Annotated in this window: 20 protein-coding genes and 1 tRNA gene; 10 read left to right on the top strand and 11 right to left on the bottom strand. The window is 55.0% G+C overall.

The window, feature by feature from the left end; genetic code table 11:
* Positions 1-2 precede the first annotated feature (2 nt).
* Genes OSB_RS13910 through OSB_RS13900 form a run of 3 tightly spaced genes read left to right on the top strand, consistent with a single transcriptional unit; the run spans position 3 to position 3,951 of the window.
* Positions 3-1,220 (top strand): microcin C ABC transporter permease YejB, encoded by a 1,218-nt coding sequence (locus OSB_RS13910; protein ID WP_049835561.1) that lies wholly within the window; start codon positions 3-5, stop codon positions 1,218-1,220.
* 2 nt (positions 1,221-1,222) lie between these two features.
* Positions 1,223-2,368 carry an ABC transporter permease gene (locus tag OSB_RS13905; protein WP_049835560.1) on the top strand — a complete coding sequence of 382 codons (1,146 nt, stop codon included), beginning with the start codon at positions 1,223-1,225 and terminating at the stop codon, positions 2,366-2,368.
* A complete protein-coding gene (locus OSB_RS13900; RefSeq protein WP_049835559.1) occupies positions 2,365-3,951 on the top strand; it encodes an ABC transporter ATP-binding protein in 1,587 nt (528 codons plus the stop codon). Before OSB_RS13905 ends, OSB_RS13900 begins: the two co-directional genes overlap by 4 nt.
* On the opposite strand, the gene OSB_RS13895 is transcribed toward OSB_RS13900, so the two are convergent.
* The 3 genes from OSB_RS13895 to OSB_RS13885 all read right to left on the bottom strand — a co-directional run bounded on the left by OSB_RS13895 (position 3,948) and on the right by OSB_RS13885 (position 6,999).
* Positions 3,948-4,640 (bottom strand): fumarylacetoacetate hydrolase family protein, encoded by a 693-nt coding sequence (locus OSB_RS13895; RefSeq protein ID WP_049835558.1) that lies wholly within the window; start codon positions 4,638-4,640, stop codon positions 3,948-3,950. The genes OSB_RS13900 and OSB_RS13895 overlap by 4 nt on opposite strands.
* Before the next feature lie 15 nt (positions 4,641-4,655).
* The gene (locus OSB_RS13890) at positions 4,656-6,074 is read right to left on the bottom strand and encodes a D-alanyl-D-alanine carboxypeptidase family protein (protein ID WP_412457894.1); all 1,419 of its coding nucleotides are present in this window, start codon (positions 6,072-6,074) and stop codon (positions 4,656-4,658) included.
* 229 nt (positions 6,075-6,303) lie between these two features.
* A complete protein-coding gene (locus tag OSB_RS13885; RefSeq protein WP_049835557.1) occupies positions 6,304-6,999 on the bottom strand; it encodes an HAD family hydrolase in 696 nt (231 codons plus the stop codon).
* Positions 7,000-7,110: 111 nt separating this feature from the next.
* Between OSB_RS13885 and clpS the strand changes: the two genes are divergently transcribed.
* From clpS to OSB_RS13870, 3 genes are read left to right on the top strand one after another with little or no spacing between them, the layout of a single operon-like run.
* Positions 7,111-7,452, top strand: coding sequence for an ATP-dependent Clp protease adapter ClpS (clpS, locus tag OSB_RS13880; protein WP_049835556.1), 342 nt, complete (start codon positions 7,111-7,113; stop codon positions 7,450-7,452).
* 23 nt (positions 7,453-7,475) lie between these two features.
* Positions 7,476-8,414: a class I SAM-dependent methyltransferase gene (locus tag OSB_RS13875; RefSeq protein WP_049835555.1), complete on the top strand. Its 939-nt coding sequence runs from the start codon at positions 7,476-7,478 to the stop codon at positions 8,412-8,414.
* 44 nt (positions 8,415-8,458) lie between these two features.
* Positions 8,459-9,262: an SDR family NAD(P)-dependent oxidoreductase gene (locus tag OSB_RS13870; protein WP_049835554.1), complete on the top strand. Its 804-nt coding sequence runs from the start codon at positions 8,459-8,461 to the stop codon at positions 9,260-9,262.
* On the opposite strand, the gene OSB_RS13865 is transcribed toward OSB_RS13870, so the two are convergent.
* Positions 9,263-9,652, bottom strand: coding sequence for a hypothetical protein (locus tag OSB_RS13865; RefSeq protein ID WP_049835553.1), 390 nt, complete (start codon positions 9,650-9,652; stop codon positions 9,263-9,265).
* A 107-nt stretch (positions 9,653-9,759) separates the two neighbouring features.
* Between OSB_RS13865 and hemF the strand changes: the two genes are divergently transcribed.
* Both hemF and OSB_RS13855 read left to right on the top strand, forming a co-directional pair.
* Entirely contained in the window at positions 9,760-10,656 is an 897-nt protein-coding gene (hemF, locus tag OSB_RS13860) for an oxygen-dependent coproporphyrinogen oxidase (protein ID WP_049835552.1), read from the top strand.
* Entirely contained in the window at positions 10,647-11,171 is a 525-nt protein-coding gene (locus OSB_RS13855) for a hypothetical protein (RefSeq protein ID WP_049835551.1), read from the top strand. Before hemF ends, OSB_RS13855 begins: the two co-directional genes overlap by 10 nt.
* A 10-nt stretch (positions 11,172-11,181) precedes the next feature.
* Here OSB_RS13855 and hemE read toward each other — a convergent pair whose 3' ends face one another.
* The gene (gene hemE / locus OSB_RS13850) at positions 11,182-12,216 is read right to left on the bottom strand and encodes a uroporphyrinogen decarboxylase (RefSeq protein WP_049835550.1); all 1,035 of its coding nucleotides are present in this window, start codon (positions 12,214-12,216) and stop codon (positions 11,182-11,184) included.
* A 93-nt stretch (positions 12,217-12,309) separates the two neighbouring features.
* Here hemE and hemC point away from each other — a divergent pair, with 93 nt between their 5' ends.
* Positions 12,310-13,275, top strand: coding sequence for a hydroxymethylbilane synthase (gene hemC, locus OSB_RS13845; protein WP_049835549.1), 966 nt, complete (start codon positions 12,310-12,312; stop codon positions 13,273-13,275).
* A 16-nt stretch (positions 13,276-13,291) separates the two neighbouring features.
* Here the strand turns inward: hemC and OSB_RS13840 are convergent, their stop codons facing one another.
* The 3 genes from OSB_RS13840 to OSB_RS13830 form a co-directional block, all read right to left on the bottom strand.
* The gene (locus OSB_RS13840) at positions 13,292-13,810 is read right to left on the bottom strand and encodes a hypothetical protein (protein ID WP_049835548.1); all 519 of its coding nucleotides are present in this window, start codon (positions 13,808-13,810) and stop codon (positions 13,292-13,294) included.
* Positions 13,811-14,104: 294 nt separating this feature from the next.
* A complete protein-coding gene (locus OSB_RS13835; RefSeq protein WP_049835547.1) occupies positions 14,105-15,484 on the bottom strand; it encodes an FAD-binding oxidoreductase in 1,380 nt (459 codons plus the stop codon).
* A 73-nt stretch (positions 15,485-15,557) separates the two neighbouring features.
* Positions 15,558-15,634, bottom strand: a tRNA-Met gene (locus tag OSB_RS13830).
* Between the two features lie 121 nt (positions 15,635-15,755).
* Here OSB_RS13830 and OSB_RS13825 point away from each other — a divergent pair.
* Complete coding sequence (locus tag OSB_RS13825; RefSeq protein WP_049835546.1) at positions 15,756-19,304, top strand: hydantoinase B/oxoprolinase family protein; 3,549 nt, start codon at positions 15,756-15,758, stop codon at positions 19,302-19,304.
* On the opposite strand, the gene OSB_RS13820 is transcribed toward OSB_RS13825, so the two are convergent.
* Genes OSB_RS13820 through OSB_RS13810 form a run of 3 tightly spaced genes read right to left on the bottom strand, consistent with a single transcriptional unit; the run spans position 19,301 to position 22,996 of the window.
* Complete coding sequence (locus OSB_RS13820; RefSeq protein ID WP_049835545.1) at positions 19,301-20,245, bottom strand: aldose epimerase family protein; 945 nt, start codon at positions 20,243-20,245, stop codon at positions 19,301-19,303. The genes OSB_RS13825 and OSB_RS13820 overlap by 4 nt on opposite strands.
* A complete protein-coding gene (locus OSB_RS13815; RefSeq protein ID WP_049835544.1) occupies positions 20,242-22,134 on the bottom strand; it encodes a beta-galactosidase in 1,893 nt (630 codons plus the stop codon). The genes OSB_RS13820 and OSB_RS13815 overlap by 4 nt, the downstream gene beginning before the upstream one ends.
* A 37-nt stretch (positions 22,135-22,171) precedes the next feature.
* A complete protein-coding gene (locus tag OSB_RS13810) occupies positions 22,172-22,996 on the bottom strand; it encodes an SMP-30/gluconolactonase/LRE family protein (RefSeq protein ID WP_082166478.1) in 825 nt (274 codons plus the stop codon).
* Between the last annotated feature and the right edge of the window lie 4 nt (positions 22,997-23,000).

Below are 23,000 nucleotides of genomic sequence, written 5' to 3'. Positions count from 1 at the left end.
AAATGGGCGCCTATATTCTCAAACGATTGCTGCTTGTGGTCCCAACTTTGCTTGGGATCATGATCATCAACTTCGTGCTGATCCAATTTGTCCCCGGTGGGCCGATTGACCAGATCATCGCGCAGATGGAAGGCGGCGGTGATGTTTTTGAAGGTATCTCTGGTGGCGGTGGCGAGCTGATTGAGAACGAGAGCGGCGATAGCGTTGCCTCACGCGGGTTGCCCCAAGAATTTCTGGATGAATTGCAGGTCGAATTTAACTTTGCCCGCATTGTTTGTGACGCAGGCTTTACGGGCGAACCGGATTTACGGGCGGACGAATGTAACCCCGTACCTATCCCCGCATTCGAACGCTTTTTTCTGATGATGTGGGACTACATGCGTTTTGACTTCGGAGAGAGCTATTTCCGCTCCGTTTCCGTTGTCGATCTGGTGCTTGAGAAGATGCCTGTGTCGATCACCTTGGGTCTGTGGTCCACGTTGATCGCCTACATGGTGTCTATCCCGCTTGGCATCAAAAAGGCGGTTCGCGACGGGTCATCGTTTGATACGTGGACGTCCGCTGCAATCATTGTCGGCTACGCGATTCCGGGGTTCCTTTTCGCCATTCTGCTGATCGTATTGTTCGCGTCGAACAACTGTTTCCGCCTTCCATTTGGAATATCCGAATTCTTCCGCGAGAACGTGACCTGGCTTTATAATTCCAACCCAACTTGCATGCGTTTGTTCCCGCTACGTGGTTTGACGTCGTCGGATTTCGACACGCTTAGCACGTGGGGGCAGATCAAGGATTACTTCCACCACATAGCGCTGCCCGTTCTGGCGTCGACCATTTCGGCATTCGCAACGTTAACGTTGTTAACCAAAAACAGCTTTCTCGATGAGATCAAAAAGCAATACGTCATCACCGCCAAGGCAAAGGGATTGTCTGAAAATCGCGTGCTTTACGGCCACGTATTCCGCAACGCGATGTTGATTGTGATCTCAGGGTTCCCAGCACTTTTCATCGGCGTGTTCTTTGGTGGATCGCTGATCATCGAAACGCTGTTCTCGCTTGATGGCCTTGGACGCTTGGGCTTTGAGGCTACGTTGCAGCGCGATTATCCGGTGATGTTTGGTACGCTGTTTGCGTTCTCTCTGATGGGTCTCGTCGTCGGCATTATTACCGATATCACCTACGTTCTGATCGACCCACGTATCGACTTTGAGAAGAGGGGATAGGCATGGAAACCGCAATTCCCCCAACCCCAAAGAAGAGCCGGTTCAGCCTGTCACCTTTGAACAAGCGCCGTTGGCGTAACTTCACGCGAAACCGCCGTGCTTATTGGTCGCTTTGGATATTTTTGTTCTTGTTCGTGATGTCGCTGTTCGCTGAGTTCCTCGCGAACGACAAACCCATATTGGTGAAGTACCAAGGCGAATACCGTATGCCGATCTTCAGCTTCTATTCCGAACGTGACTACGGCGGGGATTTCCCGACGCAGGCCGAATACAAAGACATCGAAGTGAAGTGCTTGATCGAAACTGGCGGGCTGCAAACCTGCTTTGATGACCCAGACGGAATGATCGAAGCAGCGCGTGCGGGAACGATTGAAGAAGACGGCTTTGAAAGGGGTTGGCTGGTCTGGCCGCCTATTCCTTACAGCTACGACACCATCGTCGACATCCCCGGCGTTGCACCCAGCCCGCCGGACGAGAACAACTGGCTTGGCACGGATGACACCAAACGCGACGTCGTTGCGCGGGTGATCCACGGGTTCCGATTGTCGATCCTGTTTACGATCATCGTGACGACCTGCGCATCGATCATCGGTATTATTGCCGGTGCTGTGCAGGGCTATTTCGGCGGTTGGGTTGACCTTGTGTTCCAGCGCTTGCTTGAGATTTGGGGAAGTACTCCGTCGCTATACGTGATCATCATTCTATTCGCGATTTTAGGGCGAAGTTTCTGGCTCCTTGTGTTCCTGACCATTTTGTTCGGCTGGCCTGCCTTGGTCGGTGTAGTGCGCGCTGAATTCCTGCGGGCGCGTAACTTTGAATACGTGCGCGCCGCCAAAGCTTTGGGCGTTTCAGACCGCACAATCATGTTTCGTCACATGTTGCCCAATGCGATGGTCGCCACTGTTACGATGTTGCCGTTCCTGATTACCGGAACAATCGCAACACTGGCGTCTCTCGATTTCCTTGGGTTCGGCCTGCCGTCATCGGCGCCGTCTTTGGGCGAGATGACATTGCAAGCCAAACAAAACCTGCAAGCACCTTGGCTCGGCTTCACCGCATTCTTTACTTTCGCGATCATGCTGTCGCTATTGGTGTTCATCTTCGAGGGCGTGCGTGACGCCTTCGATCCGCGAAAGACATTCTCATGAGCGCTCGCGTACTAGACGTTCAAAACCTCACCGTTGATTTTCGCCAAGATGGGGAAACAACACACGCCGTTCGCGGTGTGTCATTTCATGTCGACAAGGGTGAGACTGTTGCACTGGTTGGTGAATCCGGTTCCGGTAAATCGGTGTCTGCCTTGTCTACCGTTCAATTGCTTGGCGACAGCGCCACCTATGGTGGGTCTATCACCTATGACGGCACCCAGATGGTTGGAGCGTCTGAGAAAGACTTACAGCGCGTTCGCGGCAACGACATCAGCTTTATCTTTCAAGAACCGATGACGTCCCTGAACCCGCTGCACACCATTGAAAAGCAGTTGCGCGAAAGTATTGAGCTGCATCAAGGACTACGTGGCGATGCGGTTCGTGCGCGTATTATCGAGCTTTTGTTGCAGGTCGGCATTCACGAACCCGAAAGCAGACTTTCGGCCTATCCACACCAGCTGTCTGGCGGACAACGCCAACGCGTTATGATCGCGATGGCGCTGGCAAATGGCCCTGAGATGCTGATCGCGGATGAACCGACCACGGCGCTTGACGTCACCATCCAAGCCCAAATTCTGGATCTGTTAGCTGACCTTAAGCGCGACCTGAATATGTCGATGCTGTTCATCACCCATGACCTTACAATTGTTCGCAAGATCGCGGATCGGGTCTGTGTGATGAAGGACGGCGAAATCGTTGAGCACGGCCCCACAGCCGAGATTTTTGCGAACCCGAAGCACGAATATACTCGCACACTGCTCGAAGCCGAAAGCACAGGATCACCCATTCCTGTCGATCCAGCTGCAAACGTTGTCGCGCAGGCGGAGAACCTGAAAATCTGGTTCCCTCTGACATCTGGTTTGCTGCGTCGCACGACTGGGTACGTGAAGGCCGTGAATGATGCGAGCTTTACCGTGAGGGCAGGAGAGACTGTCGGCATCGTTGGTGAATCCGGTTCCGGCAAAACGACCCTTGCGCTGGCGATGATGCGCTTAATCCGCTCAGAAGGGCGGATCGTGTTTATGGGGTCTGAATTGCAGGGGCTGGCGGATCGCCAAATGCGACCGTTGCGCAGTGAAATGCAGATCGTGTTTCAAGACCCTTACGGATCGCTTAGTCCGCGGATGACGGTTGAACAGATCATCGCAGAAGGTTTGACCGTGCATGGGACTGCCGAGGGCAAAAATTCCCGTGAAATGGTGTCCGATATCATGCGCGAAGTCGGCCTTGATCCTGTGCTGATGGACCGCTACCCGCACGAGTTTTCCGGCGGTCAACGTCAACGCATTGCGATCGCACGGGCCATGATCTTGCGCCCAAAACTTGTCGTCCTCGATGAGCCCACATCCGCGTTGGATATGACCGTGCAGGTCCAGATCGTTGAACTGTTGCGGAATTTGCAGCAGAAATACCAGCTGGCCTATCTGTTCATTTCACATGATCTAAAGGTCGTGCGCGCGTTGTCCCATAAGGTGATGGTGATGAAACGCGGGGATATCGTTGAGGCAGGGGACGTCGATACGGTCTTCGACGCCCCTAAGGAAACCTACACGCAAGAACTGATGAAAGCGGCCTTTGACTAGGCTTCGAATGTAACTGTCGCAGGGGACAGTCCTTCGATTTCACAAACGCAGGTTTGACCTTTCACAATCGGCCCAACACCAGCGGGCGTTCCCGTCATGATGATGTCACCGGCTTCCAACTTCACGAACTTTGAAAGCGTCGCAATGATTGCAGGGACGGACCAGATCATCTGGTTCAGGTCGCCGTTTTGACGGTTTTCGCCGTCAACAGAACAGGTAACGGCACCCACGGTAGGGTGGCCGACCTCGCTGACTGGATGCACTGTCCCAATAATCGCGGAATTGTCGAACCCTTTGCCCATTTCCCAAGGCGCGCCTTTGCTTTTGGCGGCGAATTGTAGGTCTCGGCGGGTTAGATCATTGCCCGTCGCGTATCCGTAGACATGTTCAAGCGCGTCGGCTTCGGAAATATCCGCGCCACCGTTCTGAATCACGATGGTAAGCTCGACTTCGTGCTGAAGATTTTCCGTAGCAGGCGGAAATGGAATTGTTTGGCCGGTCGTTACAACCGCGCTCGCGGGCTTCATAAAGAAGATCGGCGGGTTGGCTTTGGTGTTGCCACCCATTTCAACAACATGGTCGGCGTAATTCTGGCCAACGCAAAAGACGCGATGCACGCCCACGTAGTGATCCGCCTTACTTGTCGGAAGGGTCGGGGTGTTGGGGGCGCGAACGTCTAAAACAGCCATTGTGGTTCCTCGGGGTTAATCAGGCCCGATCATGAAACACGTCGTGCCGCGTGCTTGCAAGCGTGCACATGCTTGTTCGGCGCCATCACGGGTTAACCCCATGAAATTCGCATCAAATCCGCGGCTGGATTGGTTGACGCGGCGCAAGCTGCCGTCAAGGGTCGACATTTCGTTCAGCGCCACGCGTAACAACACCCGTTCCGCTTGATAGCGCGAGTTGTAACGGCCAACGTTTACGCCCCAAAGACGGCTACCAGACGTAGAAATGCGGGTTACGATTTCAGGCTGACTTGGCGTTGGGCTCGCTTGTTGAACGGCTGCCAAGACTACATCTGAAGGACGGGCTTGTGGGGCAGAGGACTCGCTCGGCGCGGCTGCGGCTGTTTGCAATACTTCGGTTACGGCGTTTTCGATGACATCCGCATCCACAGCGACCAGTGCTTCCGCTGGCGCTTCTGGCTGTTCTGGCACTGCGCGTGCGTTTGGGCGAAGTGAGCGGCTCACGAGGCCGTTTACGCGAACGGTGCGTGCTGTTGTACCGGGTGCTGGGGCTTCTGCGTTGCCAGAGCCTTGTGCAGCAACACGGTTCGGACGGTTGAGGTTTGCAGTGCTTGGTGCGCGGGCGAAGCCCATATCAAGCAATTCAGCTACGCGTGCATTACGCTGTGCCGTGGACGATCCACCAAACATCGTCGCAATAATGCGTTCTTGGCCACGTTCAGCGGATGCCACGAGGTTGAAACCAGCGGCGCGTGTATAGCCTGTCTTGATGCCATCAGCGCCACGATAGTTGCTAAGGAAGCGGCGGTTCGTGTTGGCGACTTCGCGCACGCCAGCATCCGTCGTGATGCGGCTAAAGATGTTATAATACTGTGGGTAATCGTAGATCATGTGACGACCAAGGACCGTCATGTCACGGGCAGTGGACATGTGGCCAGCTTCGGTCAAGCCGTGTGCGTTGCGGAATGTTGTACGTGTCATCCCCATTGCGCGGGCTGTGGCGGTCATGCGGCGGGCAAAGGCTGCCTCATTCCCTTCCAACGCGATACCAATGGCAGTTGCGGCGTCGTTGGCGGATTTCACACCAGCGGCGCGAACAAGGTAGCGGAACTGAATACGCTGTCCTGCAACGAGGCCAAGTTTACTGGGCGGTTCATTGGCGGACAACGGGGTGATCGTGACCATGTCATCAAGACTGATCTCTCCGCGCTCAATCGCCTGAAACGCAATGTACAGCGTCATCATCTTGGTGAGCGATGCTGGGTGCAATTGTGTGTCCGCGTTGCGAGAGTGCAAAATTTCACCCGTCCGCGCGTCCATAACCATCGCCGCGTAGGGCGCAGCATTACTCGTAGCAGGCGCAAGCGCTGCCATCAGGAGTGTGACCAATAGAAGAATACCCGCCAACGCGGGGTTTTGAATACGACGTTTCACGCCACTGCCTCTTTACTGCCTCGTGAGCCCCGATTTTTTTAGTGGGGTCTCTTTTTATGAAACAAGGCTAGCACAAGGCAGCGTTTCAGAAAATACCTTAGATTCAAAGGCTTTCGGTGTGCTTTTCATGCACACTCCGCTTGGTCGTGCCCATATCTAGCGGTGGAAATTGCGAATACCCCCTAGATAGCGGATTAAGGCAAGAATGAGGCAGGGGGTAAACTTTGGGTTACCCGAGGTCTTTCACCAACGCCGGCAAATCACTAAGCGTCGAAATCTGGCGAAAATGGCGGTGGGTCACGGGTGCTTCGGCATGCTCATATTCCCATGTCAGTTCATGGGGAACATGCACGCCCCATGCCCCAACTTCGATCGCGGGGATCACATCTGAACGCAACGAATTGCCCACCATCATCTGATGCGCGGTGTCGTGGCGCGCGAAAATGCGTGAATAAATGTCAGGTGTTTTGTCGCTGACGATCTCAACCGCATCAAACAAATCGCCTAACCCAGACTGCGCGAGCTTGCGTTCTTGGTCTAGTAAGTCACCCTTCGTAATCAATAGGATCTCCGCGTCGGGTTTGACCGCTTCAATCGCCTCTCGAACGCCAGGAAGAAGTTCTACAGGGTCCGCGAGCATCCCGCGCCCCATTGCAAGTAGTTCAGCAATGACGTCCGTGGAAACTGCGCCACTTGTGATTTCTAGCGCGGTTTCGACCATCGACAGCGTGAACCCTTTGATTCCGAACCCGTAGATCCCCATATTTCGACGCTCAGCCGCCAACAAACGTTCCATTAGGTGATCAACACTGGTGTGGTCCCGAAGCAGTTCAGCAAAGCGCGCCTGCGTTAGCGCAAAGCCACGCTCGTTGTGCCAAAGTGTGTCATCAGCATCAAAAGCGATGGTCCAATTGGGTTTGTTCATTTAAAGGCCCTTTGAAACTGAATAATGCGCCCCCCTTTTCATACGGGGTGTGAAGGTTATATTAAGCGGCTGAACGCACACTCTGCTAGAGACTCGCGCCAAAGGACTATGATGTTGCACGACGTTTACATGATGGCTGATCGGGATGATGACGACGATAGCGATATCGGTCTTAAACTTGAAACACGCCCAAAAACCAAGCGTCCGCCGTTGTACAAGGTCATGATCTTGAACGACGATTACACGCCGATGGAATTTGTTGTGACGGTTTTGGAACGTTTCTTTGGTATGAATCACGACCAATCTGTTGAGATCATGTTGGCGGTTCACCAAAAGGGCCTCGCGGTTGTTGGTGTCTTTTCGCATGAGATTGCGGAAACGAAGGTCGCCCTTGTTATGGACTTTGCTGGTCGTCATCAGCATCCACTGCAATGCACAATGGAGAAAGAGTAGGGCCGCGCGCCCACTCGGATCACATGAAATACTCACGCCTCTTTACCGCGCTGGACGAAGGTCTGGACCTGTCTGGAACTCTGCATGTTTTGCGCCCGCCTGCTGGCTATGACCTTGCTGGGCTTAGCGATGTCAGCGTCGAGGCAACTTATTTCCCTGATCATCAGTATTGGGACGCGATGGGTTTCATTGGGGACGGTGTGCCGCGTGCCGCCACGCTCGTTGTTTTGCCGCGTTCCAAAACACTTGCTCGATCTATGATCATCTCTGCGATTGCAGCAGGCGGTTTGGTCATCATCGACGGGCAGAAAACGGATGGCATTGAAAGCATCTATAAAGACATCCGCAAAGTGTCCGCCATTTCAGGCGTAATCGCCAAGGGCCACGGGCGGTTGTTCTGGTTTGAGGCCGGTGCGACGCCCAAGTGGAATACGACCGTTAAGTCACCCGATGGATATAAAACCGTTGCAGGTGTGTTCTCCGAAAGCAAAATCGATGCAGGGTCGGCTTTGTTGGCGGGCCACCTTGAAGACCTTAAAGGCGACGTTGCGGACTTAGGGGCTGGTTGGGGCTACCTCAGCCGTGAAATCCTGACGCATGAAGGTGTGACGCAGCTTGATATGATTGAAGCTGAAAAAACTGCGCTTGCGTGCGCTGTAGAAAACACCAATGACCCGCGGGTGACGGACGTTTGGACAGATGCGCTCAGCTATACGGGTGGCCCGTATGACACGGTTATCTCAAATCCGCCGTTTCACGCCAGCCGTGCTGGTGACCCTGATCTCGGCAAAGGCTTCATCGCGACAGCTGCGCGAATCCTGAAGCCGCGCGGTGTGTTCTACATGGTCGCGAACCGTCACCTTCCTTATGAGGCCGAACTAGACGCCAAATTTGCGCGTGTTGAAGAGCTTTCTGGCTCTGGCGCGTTCAAGATTTTCCGCGCGACTCGCCCAAAACGATAATTTCCCCTAGCCTGCCCGAATCCAGTTGGGCGTCAGGAGCTTTCATGTCCTTTTCAATTGCCGGTAAGACAGCCATCGTCACAGGTGCCGCAAACGGTGTCGGCCTTGCGATTGGACGGCATTTCGTTTCTCAAGGTGCCAATGTCGTCTTTGCAGATATGGATGAAGAACGCCTTGAAGAGGAACTAGGATCGTCTGAGGTTGAGCCCGAACGATACCGGACATTCGCCTGCGATTTGCGGCAGAAACTCTCGATCAATAACCTTTTGTCGATGACGATTGATAGTTTTGAACGTGTCGACATCCTTGTGAATGCGTCGCGCCAGATGGTGGGATCCGATCCTTTGAACCCAAAGGAAGACCAGGTTGAAACGCTTTTAAACCAGAACCTGATGACGTCGCTGCGCCTGACGCAGGCGATCTCAAAGCGCATGATTAAGCAGGCAGAGGATCAGGAAGAAGGGACCGTCGGGTCGATCATCAACCTTAGTTCCATTGCCGCGCGACGCGCAAATCCTGACTTGCTCGGGTATTCGATTTCCACTGCGGCGCTTGATCAAATGACGCGGTCCATGGCCGTCGCATTGGCGCCGTCACGCATCCGCGTGAATGCCGTAGCGTTCGGGTCCGTGATGTCATCGAGCTTGCAGCAACAGCTGAAAGAGCACGATGAATATCGCAGCGATATTATCGAGCACACCCCCTTGGGCCGTATCGCTGGGCCGGGCGAGGTTTCTGACGCAGTGCAATACCTCGCGTCTGATGCTTCCAGTTTCGTGACAGGTCAGGTGATTACTGTCGATGGTGGCCGAACGTTGATCGATCCGGCCACCTCACCTGCGCACTAATTATTCTGGGTGAACGGCGATGCATTGTTGAATGCGCGCCTGCGCATCGCTTGCCTGCTGTTCACGGCGAGATTCTAATTGCGCAAGCTTCGTGCGTTCTTCCGCAATATCGATCGTCACAGGTACGCGGCGCGTGAAGGTTTCTGTTTCTTCGCACGGAAAGCGGAACGTTGAACCGTCTTCATTTGTGCCTTCACAACGAGAACGCAAAACGCGCACGTCTTGCACTTCGGCAATGGCGTAACCGCGCCCAATGTTGCCACGTGTCACAGAGATCAAACGGTCGAGGGTCGCAACAGAACGATTGGCACTGCTGATGCATTGTTCGCGCGGTGTAGAACATGCGGTAAGCACCACAAGCGGGATCAAAAGTAAGGTCGAGCGGGTCATAGTTAGGTCCTTTGGCAGCCATATGGTCGCGGTTGTTTGCGGGCGCTTGGCCTGCTCCAACAATCAATGATAGGTCTGCTTGATAAGCAATAACATCGGGTAACGACATGGCTTTGGATGACATGAAACAACAGAAATCAACGGCGTCGGCGTGGTTCCGCACGCTGCGCGATGAGATTGTGAAAGCCTTCGAAACCTTGGAAGACACGCAGACAGAGGGTGCGTTTGCAGACCTCCCTGCAGGACGTTTCGAGGTTACGGAAACGACTCGAACTGGCGACGATGGTGAAGACGCTGGTGGCGGCCTGATGTCAGTGATGCGTGGTGGGCGTGTGTTTGAAAAGGTCGGCGTCAACATCTCTACCGTTTACGGCACGCTCGGCGCGCGCGCACAGGCAGCAATGATGGCCCGCAAGGGACTGGACGGTATGGCCGATGATCCGCGGTTTTGGGCCGCTGGCATTAGCCTTGTGGCGCATATGCAAAACCCGCACGCGCCAGCGGTTCACATGAATACCCGTATGTTCTGGACACCCCATGCGTGGTGGTTTGGCGGGGGGTCTGACCTGAACCCCTGCATCGAATATGATGAGGACACGGCGCACTTTCACAAAACGCAAAAAGCATGGCTCGATCCGCATGGCGAGTCGCATTACCCTAAGCTCAAGGTATGGGCGGATGAGTATTTTTATATCCCGCACCGCAACCGCGCGCGTGGCGTAGGTGGCGTGTTTATGGATGACCATTGCACGGGTGATTGGGCCGCTGACTTTACGTTGACGCAGGACTTGGGGCGCGCATTTTTACCAGCCTATGTGCCATTGGTTGAAAAGCGCCGGAACACCGAATGGTCCGAGGCCGATAAGGATGCGCAACTTGTGCATCGTGGGCTCTATGCGGAATACAATCTTGTTTATGATCGCGGAACGAAGTTCGGTTTGGAAACAGGGCACGATGCAAACGCCGTGCTGATGAGCCTGCCGCCGTTGGCAAAATGGGTCTGAACGAGCAAAGCTATACGGCGGGCCTTGTGATTGAGGTCAATGACCGCATGCAAAACGACTACCGCTATGAGCTGGCTGTCGATGCCGGTGATCTTGAGGAAGGTTTTACACCCCACTATTCGCCATCAGAAATGTTAGCGATGGGTGTGTTTGAAGGCAAATACTGTAACGATTGCCGTGACGAGTTACCGGTTGAGTGGTTCGATAACGCAAAAATCGCGGATACAGCCAATGTTGAGCTGAATTATTTCGGTATCAAAAGCCGCCAGCCCCTATCGGAGTGGCGCCGAAAAGGGTGGATTTATGAACCCGATCCACGTGGCTGGTTTCAATGGTATTGCCGCTACTATTTGGGTCGCCGCATCGAGGCGCTTGATGCGGTCCAGATCAAAAGGTGGCGTGCGTTCTCGCGGCACGCGGGGCAGGTCCGCGCAAATTGCGATCCCGGCGATATCTTTTGTCGTCCACGCCAACGGCAGGGCCTGCTGCAATGGGCCCATGATCCGTTGATCTAGTTCTGCAACGTTAACCGTTGCGAACCGTATCAATCATCAACTGAACGTTCTCTGGATCCGCATCTGGCGTGATGCCGTGGCCAAGGTTGAAGATATGCGGCCCGTTCTGGAGCGCATCCACGATGCGGCGCGTTTCAGAGACAAGGGCGTCGCCACCCGTCACCATATGCGATGACTTCAGGTTGCCTTGAACGCAGCCGCCGATCTGGACGTTATCGGCGGCCCATGCAGCTGTGACACCGTCATCCAACGCAATGCAGTCGGCGCCAATGGCATCGTGCAGGCCGACATATTTCTTACCAGCTCCGCGCGGGAAGGCGATGATTGGTGTGTTCGGGTGTTTGGCTTTCAGCGCGGCAACGATGCGGGCCATCGGTTTAATGGAATAGTTTAGGAAGTCGTCGCCTTTTAAAGACCCCGCCCAGCTATCAAACAACTTCACGACTTCAGCGCCGGCCTCAATCTGCATGGAAAGATAATCAATCGTACCCTCAGTGATGATATCAAGAAGACCTTCAAAGACGTCCTTGTTTGCATCTTTCAACGCATGCGCCGGTCCCTGGTCCGGTGTTCCTTGGCCGGCGATCATATAGGTCGCGACGGTCCAAGGTGCCCCTGCAAAACCAATCAGCGTTGTTTCTGAAGGCAATTCGCGCGACAGGATTTTGACGGTTTCGTAGATCGGCGACAGCGTGTCGTGGATCGCGCTAACAGGTTTCAGCGCCTTGAGCTCATCCGCGGTTGTGATGGTCGACAAACGCGGGCCTTCGCCCGTGACGAACCATAGGTCAGCACCCAAGGCTTGGGGTAGCAGCAAAATGTCAGCAAACAGAATGGCCGCATCGAACCCATAGCGGCGGATCGGTTGAAGAGTAACTTCAGCAGCAAGCTCAGGATTGTAGCAAAGGGACAGAAAGTCACCGGCTTGCGCGCGGGTGGCTTTGTATTCGGGCAGGTAGCGCCCTGCCTGTCGCATCATCCAAATCGGGGGCGTTGGCAGCGTTTCACCTGCTAGGGCGCGAAGAATAGTTTTTTGCGTGCTCATTTTGGCCTCCAATTGCTTCCTAGTCGGTGTCTCGTTTGGGGGGGCTTGAGTCAAGTGGTTGTAAGGGCCACGGGGCGCGGCTAATTGTGCTTTATGGAATATGATTTGCCCACAGCGGCCCAGCCTTTGAAAATCGGAACCCGTGGATCGCCATTGGCCGTCGCGCAGGCCCATGAAACCCGTGCACGCTTGATGATGGCGCATGATTTGCCCGAGAACGCGTTTGAGATTTGCGTGATCAAAACGACGGGTGATGACCGTACGTTGATCGATGCAGATATCGCGCTGAAGACGATTGGTAACAAAGGTTTGTTCACCAAAGAGATCGAAGAGGCGATGTTGCGCGGCGATATCGATATCGCAGTGCACTCGACCAAGGACATGCCGGTTGAGCAACCCGAAGGGTTGGTGCTCGACGTGTTTTTGCCGCGCGAAGATGCGCGGGACGCGTTTGTGTCGATGACATGTTCAGGGATTGCGGAATTGCCGCAAGGCGCAGTTGTCGGAACGTCCAGCCTACGTCGCCGTGCACAGCTCTTGGCGCAGCGTCCAGACCTGAAGGTCGTTGAGTTTCGCGGCAATGTGCAGACACGGTTGAAAAAGCTGGGCGATGGCGTTGCGGATGCGACGTTCTTGGCCATGGCGGGATTGAACCGGATGGACATGGGCATTCACGCGACAGGCGCGATTTCGGTTGAAGAGATGCTTCCGGCAATTGCGCAGGGGACTATTTCGATAGAACGGCGTGCCGATGACTTGCGCGCACGCGATATGCTGGCAGCAATTCACGACGTTGCGGCGGGGCAGATGATGGCGGCGGAGCGCGCCTTTTTGGGTGCGCTTGATGGCTCTTGTGAAACACCAATCGCGGGTTTGGCTGTTCTGGAAGGCGACCAGATTTGGCTGCGCGGCGAGATATTGAAACCGGATGGCAGCCAAGTGTTTACCGGAGAGCGGCGCGGGCCGATTGCGGACGGCGCGGCGCTGGGTAAAGCGTTGGCGGAAAAGTTACTGGATCAGGCGGGGCCGGATTTCTTCGAGGCGGTTGCTGCGGGGTAAGTAGAGCTTGGCCGATTTAGGATTTTTGATCAGGGTCGGTTAACTGCTGTGTTGAGACAGAATATACAGGACGACTTCTTGGTGTCAGTGACTGTTCCGGCCAATATTCAGAATAGGACCGACGGGCCATGCGGTCCCTAGACATTATGAGATATTCACCCGACATCAGGAAAACCGTTACGCAGTCCTGTGGCAGTTCTGGACGACAGGTGTCCTGCTTCAACCATGCGATCCTGAATGGATTCACAATTTCATATTTGATGTCGTCATATAGACGGTGATGTCCGCCGGTCATTGCGCCGATCAGGACAAAGATACCGAGACTTGTACCAATCAATTGAATGGAATTCCACGGTTGGCGCTGCCGGTCGGGACGGATCGAGCTCATCACTACCACAAAAAGCGGGCGGGCAATACTTCCAAGAAAGACAATCGCGATCGGCAGGTAGAAAGCGGAACTTGATCCACTGGCGGTCTGTGCGATCAACTGTGCTAGGTTGATATCAGCGAGTGCGCTTGTGATTCCGTTCGACATATAACTCAAACCTCTTTGCTTTCGTGGAAAACGATTCCTCGATATCGGAGCAAGGTCAGGGCTAAGCGATTGATTTTTTGTTGTTAAGTGAAAAATGCCTCAATCATGAAGAGGTCTTGGCATCGACTTGATTTGGCCTGAGAAGTTAACGGTTTCCTAACGAATGAACGAACTGGTGGTCAATTTGCTAACAATTTCCGCAGAAATAGTGATATCCAAAGTAGCAACTCGGATCTTGTTTACTTGGTGTGGCTCCATCGCGCAGAGACAAATCAAGACCCTTTACCGATTTTCTCAATCCGGTATCAACTTCCCCGGATTCAAAATCCCATTCGGATCAAGTGCGCTTTTGATTTTGCGCATCATGTCCAGTGCGACGGGATCTTTGCGGCGGCGCATTGTGTTTAACTTGGACAGCCCAACGCCGTGTTCTGCTGAAAAGCTGCCACCAAGGTCTGCTACGATGTCTTCGACAGATTCGACGATTTTCTCTTTTAAATCCAGATCGTCACGCGAGGGGTAGACGCTGTAGTGCACGTTCCCATCCCCTAAGTGCGCGACGAAATTCGGTTCATGTTCAGGGTCGAGGGCGGTCATGGCGACGCCCACACGTTTGAAAAACTCGGGCACCAGATCTAGGGGGAACGCGATGTCGGTGTCGACGATGGGTTGACGCCAAAAGGCCAGCTCTGCTGCTGCTTCGCGACGCTCCCACATCTCGCGGCGTTGGGTTTCGTTCTGGGCGACAACGGCATCAAGGACCGTACCCTCTTCCATCATGTCGGACATGATCTCGAGCAGCGTTTCGTTCACGTCCGTATCGGTTGTTGTTGCGACCTCGACCATGATGTTGATGTCGTATGGCGCATCAAACGGCTCGCGCGCACCTTCAAAGCGGTCCATGTACACGTCAATGTAATTGCGTGGCATGTACTCAAAGGCCTCAACCGCGCCGCCTGTCGCGTCTTGGGTGCGGTTCAGCAGCGTTAACGCGTCCTCGAGCGATGGCGTAGCGACCATTGCAGTGGCATAGGCGCGTGGTTTCGGGGCGAGCTTAACGACGGCCTTCGTGATGATGCCAAGCGTCCCCTCAGAACCAATAAGAAGCTGGCGCAGGTTTAAACCGGAATTGTCTTTGTGCAGCGCCGACATCAGGTTCACGATGCGACCGTCGGCAAGCACAGCCTCAAGGCCAAGCACCAGATCGCGTGTATTGCCGTAGCGTAGCACGTTGGACCCACCCGCATTGGTGGACATCACCCCGCCAATCATGGCTGAGCCACGTGCGCCGAAGGTTAACGGAAAAATCAGATCTTCAGCTTCTGCGGCATCATGCAATGACGACAGAATCACACCCGCATCAACAACGGCCGTGCGCGTGTTGGTGTTGATGTCATGAATTTTATTCATTCGGTCGAGGGATAGCAGAACCCCACCAGGGGCAAAGGTGCCGCCGACAAGTCCGGTATGGCCTGAAACAGGGGTGATGGATTGGCGCTGCGCATTGGCCAACGCCATGATCTGCGAAATCTCTTGTGTGGATGCCGGACGCAGCACAACGCCCGGTTCGGCGCAGTAGTGGCCTGTCCAGTCTTTTGACCATCGTGCAACGTCTTCACCGGTCAGCGCATAGTCGGCCCCAACGATCGCTTCGAACTCTTGTAAAAGTGCCATACATTACCCCTAGCGGTTAAAGCCTAAGCAACCTGAAGATGGTGTCAAAGGGAAGCGTGAATTTGGGGGCGCGTGGTGGCGTTACCTGGATTTGAACCAGGGACCTAACGATTATGAGTCGTTCGCTCTAACCAACTGAGCTATAACGCCATGCACAGCGGGCGGAATAGTCGCGCAAGCGCTGCCTGTCAAACCGAAACTGACGCTTTTGAGGGGTTGTTCTTAGTCCCGTACCTTGGTCAAGTCCGCTGACAAGGACAAAGGGCGCGTCATGTCATCAAAACAGTGGGAATTTTGGGTCGATCGGGGCGGTACATTTACCGATATTGTCGCCCGTACTCCGGATGGAAAAGTGGTGACGCAAAAGCTGCTTTCAGAGAATCCAGAGCAATACGCCGATGCAGCCGTGCAAGGGGTGCATGAATTGATCGGCACGCCGAATCCCCCCGAAGGTTCGATTTCGGCTGTGAAGATGGGTACAACGGTTGCGACCAATGCTTTGCTGGAACGAAAAGGCGAGGCGGTATTGTTGCTGATTACAGAAGGATTTCGCGACCTTCTGAAGATCGGCTATCAAACGCGGCCTGACCTATTCGCGCTTGAGATTAAACGCCCAGAGCTTTTGTACACCAATGTCGCGGAAGTGCAGGAGCGTCTGAACGCGGATGGCAGCGTGTTGGCGGTGTTGGATGAGGCTGCAGTGCGTGCTGCGTTGCAAACCGCGTTTGATAAAGGCGTGCGTGCCGTGGCGGTTGCGTTGTTGCACGCGTACCTCAATCCTGTGCACGAAATTCGCGTTGCCGAAATTGCGCGGGAGATTGGATTTACCCAAGTTAGCACCAGCCATGAGGTTTCACGCCTCGCAAAGCTTGTCGGGCGTGGTGATACGACAGTTGTTGATGCCTATCTGTCACCGATTCTTCGTCGCTATGTTGATCAGGTCGCGGGCGCATTGGATGTTGGCCGCGTTTGCGAGCGGCTGTTCTTCATGCAGTCCAGTGGCGGCCTAACGGACGCTGCACGTTTCCAAGGGCGCGATGCGATCCTGTCCGGTCCTGCTGGTGGGATTGTAGGCATGGTCAAGACGGCTGAGGCTGCTGGGCATAACAAGCTTATCGGTTTTGACATGGGTGGAACGTCAACAGACGTAAGTCACTATGCTGGCGAATATGAACGCAGCTTCGAGACCGAAGTGGCCGGTGTGCGAATGCGTGCGCCGATGATGGATATTCATACGGTTGCGGCGGGAGGCGGCTCGATTTGCCGGTATGCGGATGGTCGGTTTCAGGTTGGACCGGAAAGCGCGGGCGCCAACCCTGGCCCTGCGTGCTATCGCCGTGGCGGGCCGCTAACTGTCACCGATTGCAACGTGCTTTTGGGCAAGCTGAACCCAGATCATTTCCCCCATGTTTTCGGGCCGGAAGGCGACTTGCCGTTGGACGTGGAAACGGTGCGCGCAAAATTTGAAGCACTTGCCGCTGAGGTCGCAAACGAAAGCGGTGAAACACCACGCTCGGTGGAAGACATCGCCGAAGGGTTTCTTGCGATTGCTGTGGACAATATGGCCAACGCGATCAAGAAAATCAGCGTTCAACGCGGCCATGATGTGACGGACTACACGCTGCAGTGCTTTGGTGGTGCGGGCGGGCAGCACGCCTGCCTTGTGGCCGAGGCGCTGGGCATGTCGCGCGTTCTGATCCATCCGTTTGCGGGCGTTTTGTCCGCGTTTGGCATGGGGCTAGCTGAACTTCGCGACATGCGTGAAACCCAGTTCGATGCACCCTTGGCCAACGTTCCGAAGGCCAAAGAAACGTTAGCTGAGATGGAAGCAGGCGCGCGGGAGACGGTGTTGTCTCAAGGAGCCGAGGACGTTCGCAGTGAGCTTTGGGCCTATTTGCGCTATAGCGGGACACAACAGGATCTGAAAGTTGCCTTTGACACAGCTGACGCGATGAAAGCAGCGTTCGAAGCGGCACATCTGGCACGTTTTGGGTTCACGAGCCCCGAAGCTGAAATTCTGTTTGAAATGCTAAGTGTTGAGGCGATCGGTGAGGGGGCGGCGTTGCCTGACCTAGGGGTTAAATCCGCGCAATCCCCAGATCCTATCGCGGTGCATGATCGTCCGTTCTATGAGCGTGCTTCGTTGGGAGTTGGCGACAAAGTCAGCGGTCCAGCGATCATTCTGGAACCCACAGGCACCAACGTTATTGAACCAGATTGGACGGCTGAAGTGGACGCGTTGGGCAATTTGATTTTGACATCAGATGCCGAACAGAAAGACCGTCGCACAAGCACGCAAGCGGACCCCGTCGTGCTTGAGGTGATGTCCAATTTGTTCATGTCCGTCGCCGACCAAATGGGCGCGACATTGGCCAACACAAGCCAGTCTGTAAACATCAAGGAACGGTTCGACTTTTCCTGCGCGATCTTTGATGGCTCTGGCGATCTGGTGGCGAATGCGCCCCATGTTCCTGTGCACCTTGGGTCTATGTCAGACAGCATTAAAACGGTGATGAAGGGTTGGCCGGATGTGGTTGAGGGTGATGCATTCATGCTCAACTCTCCGTATAATGGCGGCACGCATTTGCCAGACGTTACCGTCGTGACGCCTGTGTTTATCGGTGGCAAGCCGCGCTTTTGGCTTGGGTCGCGCGGGCATCATGCCGACATTGGCGGACGTACGCCCGGTTCCGCGCCACCTGACAGTCAGCACATCGATGAAGAGGGTGTGTTGATCGACAATGTTCAGCTGGTCGCTAAGGGACGCTTCCTTGAGGACGACACCCGCGCGACGCTAGCCTCTGGGCGCTACCCCTGTCGCAACATCGATCAAAACATCGCTGACCTAAAAGCCCAAGTTGCCGCGAATGCGACCGGCATGGCCGAGCTAAAGCAAACCTGTTCCAGTTACGGTGTGGATGTTGTCGCGGCCTATATGGGCCACGTCCAAGACAACGCGACCGAAAGCGTGCGCCGCGTAATCGACCGCCTGAAAGGTGGATCATTTAGCTACCAAATGGATATTGGACAAACGATAGAAGTCTCTGTTTCAGTTGATAAAATAACACGAACCGCGACTGTCGATTTCACCGGAACGAGCGCGCAACACAAGGGCAACTACAACGCGCCCTATGCCGTTTGCCGCGCAGTGGTGCTCTACGTTTTCCGCACGCTTGTTGGCGCGGCTATTCCGCTCAATGAAGGGTGCCTTAAACCGCTGAGCATCGTTGCGCCGACGGGTAGTATGCTGAACCCGACCTATCCAGCCGCCGTTATCGCCGGCAACACCGAAGTCAGCCAAGCCGCGTGTAACGCGCTTTATGGCGCCTTGGGTGTTATCGCTGGGTCACAGGCGACGATGAACAATTTCGTCTGGGGAAATGAGCGTTTCCAGAACTATGAAACCATTGCAGGTGGCACGGGCGCTGGACCGGATTTTAACGGGTGTGACGCAGTGCAAAGCCACATGACCAACACGCGTATGACCGATCCCGAAATTCTGGAAAAACGGTTCCCTGTGCGGCTTGATCGGTTTGAGGTGCGCGATGGATCGGGTGGGGCGGGCGCTTTTTCTGGTGGTTGTGGCGCGCGCCGCGTGATGACGTTCTTGGAACCTGTTACGGTTACGACGCTATGCTCGCACCGTGTTGTCCCGCCGTTCGGCGTTGATGGTGGAGAGAACGGCGCAGTTGGGCGCAATTGGGCGGTGATGCCGGATGGCAAACGTCATGACCTGCAAGGCAACGATGAAATCGATTTGCCAACCGGTGGCGCATTTTACCTTGAGACACCGGGCGGGGGTGGTTGGGGCAAACCCTAACGCGAAAAGCGCCACTGCGTGATTTGTTCGGTGGGCGTTTGAGGGGTGATTTCGATGCTTGGGAACTGGCGGTGACGCGGTGCGTCGGGCCAACCTTGTGCCTCAATCGCGATGCTGCCGTAGGTGGGGCGATTGTCGTAAATATGTATGCCGGCTTCTGTTGTAGCGACATGCATCGATAGGCCGCTGGCGCCGGTTAGATGCAACAATTCAATCAATGCGCGGCGATGTTGCGATAGGCAGTAGGTGTGGTCGAGCGGGGGCGTTCCAAGGGTAAGCAGCTTTTCTTCTGTGAAATCGAACGGCGTTTGCGTGACCTCCGCAATTTCACCGGTTGGGAAACTCGCGTCCGTCGCAGGGAGGTACTCCAAAGCATCGATCTGCAAAGCATGGTCGCGCATGTGATCGGTTCCGTCCAAATTCCAGTAGCTGTGATTTGTGAGGTTGGCGATGCTGGGCGCGTCCGTCGTGGTCGTGATGGTCAAACGCAGCGCGGGGCCCTCAAGGATATCAAACCGCGCAGTGATGGTGCGATTGGCGGGGAAGCCGCCGTCGCCGTCAGCGAGGTTGAGCGTCAGGTCGAGCCGTTCAGCCCCGTGGTGGGCCACATCCCAGATGCGTGCGTGGGTGCCGCGAACGCCGCCATGCAGGGTGTGTGCGCGGTCCAAGTTCGCCTCGAAACGGTGATCAAATCCGTCGATCACGGCCGTTGCGTTTGTAATGCGATTGGCCACGGGACCAACGATTGCACCGTGAAATTTGAACGCGTCTTCGTATCCGGCCAAATCAAGCGAACCTTTGGTCAGGCTGTGGGCAATGCCGCTTAGCCGAACGTCTTGCAAAATCGCGCCAAGGGTAAGGATGCGTGCGGTCAAACCGTGTGCTGAAATTTCTAACGCATCGACACATCGACCGTCTGTGGTTGTTCCAAACTTAGTCAAAGCGCTTCCCAATGGACGCCAGCGGTTGGAATTTCAGTACCATTCCATTCGAGCGTTTCTGGCGCGTAGTTGAAAACGAACCGATGGGTTTCGGTGTCGCGAATACGCAAGCCGTCGGGGAGGGCAAGATGGGTTAAGCCTGTTTCATCGCACAGATCTTCGAGGATCAAATCCCATGTCGCCTCATCTGGCCAGCCAGCAAGGTAGCGCAATTTGTCACCCATGATTGCGGCATGCCCGTCGGTGGCGCGCAATGTTACAGGTGCGTTGCCTTCCAGAACTTCGCGCCAGTGGACAAACTGTCCGCCGTTTTCCAACGGCACTCCAACCTCGGGCGGCAGGCTTTCGGTAAGTGTTACGGAAACATCGAGCTCATTGATGTTCGGGCCAAGCGGGGTCGGGATTGAGATGTCTTTTGTTTTTGTATCCGTTCGTGGCCCGATCAGCGCAGTTGCGCCCGATAATGCCATCCGAAGCGGCTCAGACAGGTGCATGAGGCCAGGGGCGAGCGTGAATTTGTACGCCGAAAGATCAGCGGTATCCGGTGGTAGGATGTCCACATTCAAACCAGCGCGACGACAGGCGCGATATGCTGCAAAGGCAAGGCGGAATTGGTCGAAATCTGCACCCTGCGGTTGGGCTTCCCACGCCCATGCGCTTTCATAATCGAATACCAAAGCAACATCCGCTTTGGCGGTTCCCACGTCTGGTAGGTCATTGATTTCTTTCGAAACTTGCAACGCTTCAGCGAGTGCGGGTGCATCATTGCTATCCGTGCGCAAAAGCCCAGCGTGCATCTGTTCTTGTGCAAACGGGGCCTGACGCCAACGGAAGTAGCACACGGTTTCAGCACCATGCGCGAAAGCTTCCCATGCCCAAAGACGTGCCATACCGGGCAGCGGGGCTGGGTTGTAGGGCGCCCAATTCACGGGGCCGGGTTGTTGTTCCATGATCCACCATCTTCCTTTGCCGACTGCGCGGTAAAGATCGTGGTGAAACGCCTGATTATCCGGATGACCTTGGCGCAGGAACCGTTTCTTGAATTCAGGAGAGCCCTCCAGCCGATCCGACAGAAACCCGATCGGGTAGCTGTCCCATGACGCGATATCGAGGTCCGCGCCAACCTTGAAATGGTCAAAAGACGTTTCGCGGCCCATGTAATTGTGGATGATCGGCGCGCTGGTGTACCTACGGATCTCATCAACTTGTTCGCGGTTGAATTCGACAACCATGTCCGAAGAGTAACGATAAAAGTCGAGAACGTGGGGGTGGTTGGGTTCAGTGACCGTCAGGTTCGGTAAATCGACGTCCGCGAAGTCATCGTATTCCATTGACCAGAATACATTACCCCATGCACGGTTTAGCGCATCTGTAGACTGGTATTTCTGCGCCAGCCAAAGCTGGAACCCTTCAGTTGCGGCGTAAGAATAGTTGCGCGTGGTGTCGTGACAGGCATATTCGTTATCCGTTTGCCATGCTTCAATATGTTTATTTGCGCCGTAACGTTCCGCGAACATTCGGGTGATGCGCTTGCTTTCCTCGCGGTAGCCACGGTGCGAAAAGCAATAATGACGGCGTGAACCAAAACCACGTGGACGGCCCTGTTCATCAACGGCAAGCATATCTGGATGCTTATCGAGCATCCATCGCGGCGGCGTCGCAGTGGGTGTTCCGAGAATAACCTTCAGACCGGCATCCCCCAACACGTCAATTGCGCGGTCCAACCAGCCCCAGTTGAACTCATCTGGTTTCGGTTCAAGTCGCGACCACGCGAATTCGCCAATGCGAACCCATGACAGGCCCGCTTCCACCATGCGGTGTGCGTCTTCTGCCCAGATATCTTCTGGCCAATGTTCAGGATAATAGCAGACGCCGAGCGTGCGTTTCATGTGGCACCTTGATGTTTGTCGGCGAATTAGGCCGTATTTAGAGGATAACTTGATGCTCGGCTTGGCCGACAGCGTCGACTGGTGTCGAGAATGTTTTGCCATCGTCTTCGCCGTCCAACCCGATTGCAGCTGACGTGCAGAACAATGTTTTCAGGTCAGGACCGCCAAACGCAGGGCATGTCGTTTGGTGCGCAGGCAGTGCAACGGTTTGGGTCAGCGTACCGTCGGGCGCGTAACAGGCGATGCCGTTCCCACCAAAACGGGCGTTCCAGAAGTTGCCAGCCGCATCGATCACGGCGCCATCCGGCTTCCAGTCAACATCGCCACAATCGATCCAAAGTTCCGGATCACCCACTGGCCATCCGTCTTTTTCCGCCAACTTCTGCCGCATGATCTTGCGCGTGCGTGTGTCGGTGAAGATCGCGTAGCTGCCGTCGGGCGCAAAGCAGATCGCGTTGGTGACTTGCATGTTGTCGAACAAGACCCGAACCTCACCGCGGTAGTAACGGTAGATCGCGGCGACGCCGGGTTCAGCGTTCATACCCATTGTTCCAATCCAGAAGCCACCCCACGGGTCAGCGCGGCCATCATTGGACCGTGTGATCGGGTTGTCGGCATCAATTTCAGCGACTTGGTCAGATGTTCCGTTTTCAAGGTTGAACACATGCAAACCGATGCTGTCAGCCATCAAAAGCTGCGTGTCATCGATCCAGCCTGCGGCGGAAACGCAGCGGTTGAACTGCCAATGCCGGCCTTTGATATGCATCCGCTTTCCAAGAATATCGAACCAGAACAATTCGCCCCGCTCAGGGTGCCAAAGTGGGCCCTCACCCAGTGTGCATTTAGCGTCGTCATAGATCATGTCG

It is taken from the genome of Octadecabacter temperatus (assembly GCF_001187845.1).
Classification (GTDB): Bacteria; Pseudomonadota; Alphaproteobacteria; order Rhodobacterales; family Rhodobacteraceae; genus Octadecabacter; species Octadecabacter temperatus.
This window is presented reverse-complemented; position numbering and strand designations above follow the sequence as displayed.